Annotated in this window: 5 protein-coding genes; 4 read left to right on the forward strand and 1 reads right to left on the reverse strand. The window is 70.3% G+C overall.

The window, feature by feature from the left end:
* The first annotated feature begins 220 nt into the window (after nucleotides 1–220).
* From I0Q12_RS20520 to I0Q12_RS20530, 3 genes are read left to right on the forward strand one after another with little or no spacing between them, the layout of a single operon-like run.
* Nucleotides 221–988, forward strand: coding sequence for a 1-acyl-sn-glycerol-3-phosphate acyltransferase (locus tag I0Q12_RS20520; protein WP_197254089.1), 768 nt, complete (start codon nucleotides 221–223; stop codon nucleotides 986–988).
* A gap of 54 nt (nucleotides 989–1042) precedes the next feature.
* On the forward strand, nucleotides 1043–1534 hold the full coding sequence (locus I0Q12_RS20525) for a polyadenylate-specific 3'-exoribonuclease AS (RefSeq protein WP_197254093.1): 492 nt from the start codon (nucleotides 1043–1045) through the stop codon (nucleotides 1532–1534).
* 58 nt (nucleotides 1535–1592) lie between these two features.
* Nucleotides 1593–2978: a class II 3-deoxy-7-phosphoheptulonate synthase gene (locus tag I0Q12_RS20530; protein ID WP_197254096.1), complete on the forward strand. Its 1386-nt coding sequence runs from the start codon at nucleotides 1593–1595 to the stop codon at nucleotides 2976–2978.
* 76 nt (nucleotides 2979–3054) lie between these two features.
* Here the strand turns inward: I0Q12_RS20530 and pknB are convergent, their stop codons facing one another.
* Complete coding sequence (pknB, locus tag I0Q12_RS20535) at nucleotides 3055–5073, reverse strand: Stk1 family PASTA domain-containing Ser/Thr kinase (RefSeq protein WP_197254098.1); 2019 nt, start codon at nucleotides 5071–5073, stop codon at nucleotides 3055–3057.
* Between the two features lie 150 nt (nucleotides 5074–5223).
* On the opposite strand from pknB, the gene I0Q12_RS20540 reads away from it, so the two are divergent.
* On the forward strand, nucleotides 5224–5595 hold the full coding sequence (locus tag I0Q12_RS20540) for an Rv2175c family DNA-binding protein (RefSeq protein WP_307846373.1): 372 nt from the start codon (nucleotides 5224–5226) through the stop codon (nucleotides 5593–5595).
* Nucleotides 5596–5699 lie beyond the last annotated feature (104 nt).

Below are 5699 nucleotides of genomic sequence, written 5' to 3' on the forward strand. Positions count from 1 at the left end.
CGCGCATCTGGGGGACGCGGCGGGACTGATCGGCGCCGCGGATCTCGCCCGCGGCCCGGCGCACCCCGGCAGGATCGGTCCGTCCGACTGAGATGCTGGTCACGTCCGCCGGTGTGACCTCGCGTGCACGCGGGTCGCGGTGTGCACGCCGACACCGCGTGGACGTAGAGTCGATCGTCGAGCGCGCGTGGTGGTGCGGGCGGGGTTCAGGAGGGATGCCATGTGGTACTGGCTGTTCAAATACGTTCTGCTGGGGCCGCTGCTGTATCTCATGGGACGCCCGAAAATCGAAGGCGGAGAGAACATTCCGTCGGACGGCCCGGCGATCCTCGCGAGTAACCACCAGGCGGTCCTCGATTCGTTCTTCCTGCCGCTGATGGTGCGTCGGCGAATCACCTTCCTCGCGAAGAGCGAGTACTTCACCGGAACCGGCCTCAAGGGCGGATTCCAGCGTTGGTTCTTCTCCGCCGTCGGCCAGGTGCCCATCGACCGCACCAGCGCCGACGCCGCGCAGGACGCCCTCAACGCCGGCGTCCGCGTGCTCGGTCAGGGCAAACTGCTCGGCATCTACCCGGAGGGCACCCGGTCGCCGGACGGACGGCTCTACAAGGGCAAAACCGGCATGGCACGCCTCGCCCTGGAAACCGGCGTCAAGGTCATCCCCGTGGCGATGATCGGTACCGACAAGATGAACCCGATCGGCTCGAAGATGTGGCGGCCGGCGAAGATCACCGTGAAGATCGGTGAGCCGATCGACTTCTCCCGCTTCGAAGGGATGGGCGGGAACCGCTTCGTCGAGCGCACCGTCACCGACGAGGTGATGTACGCGCTGATGCAGCTGTCCGGCCAGGAGTACGTCGACATCTACGCCGCGACCCTGAAGAAGAAGGGTGCAGCCTCCGAGAAGGCAGGGGAGGACGCGGCTTCCGGGACGAATGCGCCGGCCGCAGCCGACGCCGACCGGTTGCCCGACACCCAGGCGGGCTGAATCGTGGCGACGCGAATCGTTGCCGCGCGACCCTATCGGGCATAATGTCCGCACGTGCGTTATTTCTACGACTGCGAGTTCATCGAGGATGGCCGGACCATCGAGCTCGTGTCGATCGGTGTTGCCTGCGAGGACGGCCGTGAGTTCTATGCGGTGTCCAACGAGTTCGATCCCGAACGGGCCGGTCCGTGGGTGCGTCGCAACGTGCTGCCGAAACTTCCCCCCGAAGCGCATCCCGCGTGGAAATCGCGGGCGCGCATCCGCGACGACCTGCTCGCGTTCCTGATCCCCCGACCCGGGATCCAGCCCGAGCTGTGGGCCTGGATAGGGGCCTACGACCACGTCGTCCTCGCGCAGTTGTGGGGCGCGATGCCCGAGCTGCCCGACGCCATTCCGCGTTTCACCCGGGAACTGCGCCAGCACTGGGAGCAGCACGGGCGTCCGTTGCTGCCGCCGGTGCCGGACGACAATCACGACGCGCTCGCCGACGCACGCCACAACCTCGCGAAGTTCGAGGCGATCGAAGCGGCCCGCCGCACCCGGTGAACCCGCCGGTTGCGGGGGTGCGTGACCTCCGGTGGTCAGGGGCAATATCCTGGTGAGCGTGAACTGGACTGTCGACGTGCCGATCGACCGCTTGCCCGAACTGCCCCCGCTGCCGGACGAGATGCGTGAGCAGCTCGACGCCGCGCTCGCCAAGCCGGCGCTGCAGCAGCCGAACTGGCCGGTGGATCAGGCGGCGGCGATGCGCACCGTACTCGAGAGCGTGCCGCCCATCACCGTGCCCCGCGAGGTCATCGAACTGCAGGATCATCTCGCCGCCGTCGCGCGCGGCGAGGCGTTCCTGCTGCAGGGCGGTGACTGCGCCGAGACGTTCGCCGACAACACCGAACCCCACATCAAGGGCAACATCCGCACGCTGCTGCAGATGGCCGTGGTGCTCACCTACGGTGCGTCGTTGCCGGTCGTGAAGGTCGCACGGATCGCCGGGCAGTACGCCAAGCCGCGGTCGTCGGACACCGACGCGCTCGGCCTGCCGTCCTACCGCGGCGACATGGTCAACTCGATCGTCGCCGACGCCGCGGTCCGCACCCACGACCCGTCACGGCTGGTCCGGGCGTACGCCAACGCCAGCGCGGCGATGAACCTGGTGCGCGCGATCACCGCCGGTGGCGAGGCCGACCTGCACCGCGTTCACGACTGGAACCGCGAGTTCGTGTCGAAGTCCCCGGCCGGTGCCCGCTACGAGGCACTCGCCTCGGAGATCGACCGCGGGCTGCGCTTCATGGATGCGTGCGGCGTCATCGATCCCAACCTGCGGGCCGCGACGATCTACGCCAGCCACGAGGCGCTCGTGCTGGACTACGAGCGCGCGATGCTGCGCCTCGACGACACCGACGGGCACCCGCGCCTGTACGATCTGTCCGCTCACTTCCTGTGGATCGGTGACCGCACCCGTCAGCTCGACGGTGCGCACATCGCGTTCGCCGAACTGCTCGCCAATCCGATCGGTCTCAAGATCGGCCCGAGCACCACCCCGGATCTGGCCGCCGAGTACGTCGAACGGCTCGACCCGACCAACAAGCCGGGCCGGCTGACCCTGATCTCGCGGATGGGGCACTCCAAGGTGCGCGACCTGCTGCCCGGGATCATCGAGAAGGTCGAGGCCACCGGCCACCAGGTGATCTGGCAGTGCGATCCGATGCACGGCAACACCCACGAGTCCTCGACCGGCTACAAGACCCGCCACTTCGATCGCATCGTCGACGAGGTGCAGGGCTTCTTCGAGGTGCACAACGCGCTCGGCACCCACCCGGGTGGCATCCACGTCGAGCTCACCGGTGAGAACGTCACCGAGTGCCTCGGCGGCGCCCAGGACATCTCGGACGTGGACCTGCACGGCCGCTACGAGACGGCGTGCGACCCGCGTCTGAACACCCAGCAGTCCATCGAGCTGGCGTTCCTCGTCGCCGAGATGCTGCGCGGCTGACACTTGCCCTCGACGTCCGGCCCCGGTGCTCGCGCGCCGGGGCCGGACGCGTCTCCGGTGCTCGAGATCCTCGAGATCAGGGGAGGGCGGTCAGCGTGACGGTGCCGCCCGGCTCCACCCGATCACCCGCGCCCGGACTCTGACCGATCACCACCGACCGGTCCGTGTCCGCGACCTGGCGTACCTCGACCCCGAGACCGAGCCGCTCGAGCTCGTTGCGGGCCGCCGTGACCGATCGCCCCAGCAGCGACGGAACCTTCACCGCGTTCGACACGAGCAGCGTGACGCTGCTGCCGGCCCCGACCTCGGTACCGGTCGCGGGATCCGTGCCCGCGACCCGGCCGGCGTCGACGTCCGGGTCGAACACCTCCCTCGTCTCGACCACGGTCAAGCCCGCAGCCTCGAGCTGGGACCGGGCGGCGTCGGGCTTCTTGCCCGACACGTCGGGCATCTCCACCGGGGCCGCGCCCTTGCTGATGATCACCTTCACCGGTGAACCCACGGCCAGCTCCGTGCCGGGACCCGGATCCAGCGCGGCAACCCCACCCTCGGGGACCGTGTTGCTGAAGGCCGTGCCGCCGTCGACCGGCTCGAACGTGCGCCGCCGCAGCTCGTCCTCGACGGCCGCGCGGTCGCCCCCACCGGTCAGTTTCGGAACCGTCGGCCGGCCCAGCGACACCAGCAGCGCAACTGTCTCGCCGTCGCCGACGCGTTCACCGGCGGCCGGGTCGGTACCGAGCACGGCGTCGACCGGGGCGTCGTCGGAATACTGCCCGCGAATCTCGCTCGCCACCCCCGCGGCCTCGAGCGCCGACACCGCGGCCGCCCGATCCAGGCCGGCGATCGTGGGCACCGTGGCCAGCCGTCCCGCGCCGAGCCACCACCCGCCGTAGCCGAGGAGCAGCGCGACGACCAGGATCGCGACGATCCAGCCGAGCGTCCGGCGCCGCTGGGCGCGACGTTCGAGGGCGTAGTCGGGACGCGGCACCGGCGCCTGCGCCGGCGCGAACTCACGCGGCTGTTGCTGGGTGACGACCCGCGTGTGCCGCGTCGTCACCGGCGCAGCCGGACCGGCGGGGGCCGGGACGGACGGAATCACCGTGGTCGCGGGTGCATCCGAGTGCACGGCCGAGGCCGCCGACGAAGATGCCGCCACCTCGACGGGCACGGGGGCCGGAGGCGCGGCGACAGCGGCGTCCGCGGCGGTCGGCCGGGGTGCCCGGCGCGGCGCGGGCACCCGGTACCGGGGCAACGCCAGGGTTTCGCACACCTCGGTCAGCGCCGCCGCCATCGCGCCGGCGTCGTCGAAGCGCTGACCGGGTTCGCGTTCGGTCGCGTGCCGGACCAGCTCGTCGAATTCCGGGGGCACCCCGTCGATGCAGGATCCCGGATCGGGCACGTCCTTCTCGACCCGCTGGTAGGCGACCGACAGCGACGTGTCGCCGGTGAACGGGGTGCGCCCGGTCAGCATCTCGAAGAGGACGACGCCCGCCGAGTACACGTCGCTGCGCGCGTCGGCGTTGCCGACCGTCACCTGCTCCGGCGACAGGTACGCGGCGGTGCCGAGGATCACGCTGCGGGAGGTCGTGGTGGCGGCGGCGACGGCCCGCACCAACCCGAAATCGGCGATCTTCACCTCGCCGCTCTCCGAGATCAGGATGTTCTCGGGTTTGACGTCGCGGTGCACCAGGCCCGCCCGATGCGCGACGGCGAGCGCCCCGAGCACCGGTGCCGCGACCGCGGCGGCGGCGTGCGGGGGCATCGGCCCGCGTTCGCGCAGCAGCTCACGCAGGGTGCCGCCCTCCACCAGCTCCATCACGAGGAACGCGTGCTCCCCGTCGTGCCCCTGGTCGTACACGGCGACGAGACCGGGATGGTTCAGCTTCGCGACCGCCCGGGCCTCGAACTCGAATCGGGTGCGGAACTGGGGATCGGCGGCGAGCTGCGGATCCATCACCTTGACGGCGACGGGCCGGTCGAGCCGCAGGTCCGTGCCCCGGTACACCGTCGACATGCCGCCCCGAGCGATGGGCGCTTCGATCCGGTAGCGTCCATCGAGCACGATGCCGACCATGCGGTCGCCTCCAGCGGTCACGCGGTGTACCCCCGTGTTCTGCGACGCCGGTGCACGACGTCGGTCGGTTCCTGAGTGGGTGGGGCCTGCACACCCCAGTCGATCGTAGCCAGCGCCCCGGACGGGACGGTCTCGCGCGGACAGCGGATCGAACCCGATAACGTTACCCGGGTGAGTTCAATCCCGTTCTGCGACGACGTCCTCGACCCCTCGGTCCCGGTGCTGCAACTCGTCGATGTGTCGAAACAACTCGGTGTCGTCATCACCCGCGTCCACCAGATGCTGCGGGACCGCCAGATCCTGGCGATCAAGCGCGACGGCGTGCTCGCCGTGCCGGAAGCGTTCTTCGGCGAGGACGGGCACCTTCTCAAGAGCGTGCCGGGCCTGATCGCGGTCCTGCACGACGGCGGCTTCCGCGACGACGAGATCCTGACCTGGCTGTTCCGCGAGGACGACTCGCTCGAAGGGGGCAGCCCCGCGGCGGCACTGCACACCCACTCGGCGCGCGAGGTCGTCCGCCGGGCCCAAGCCCTGGGCTTCTGAGCGACAGTCTTGCCTTCCGACCGACAGCCTTGGGCTTCCGAGCCTCAGCGGCGGGTGGTGAGCTGCGTGAGCAGCACCGCCACCCGCTGCCGGCGCGGCACCAC

Origin of the sequence: Rhodococcus sp. CX (genome assembly GCF_015865005.1) — a bacterium.
GTDB lineage: Bacteria > Actinomycetota > Actinomycetes > Mycobacteriales > Mycobacteriaceae > Rhodococcus.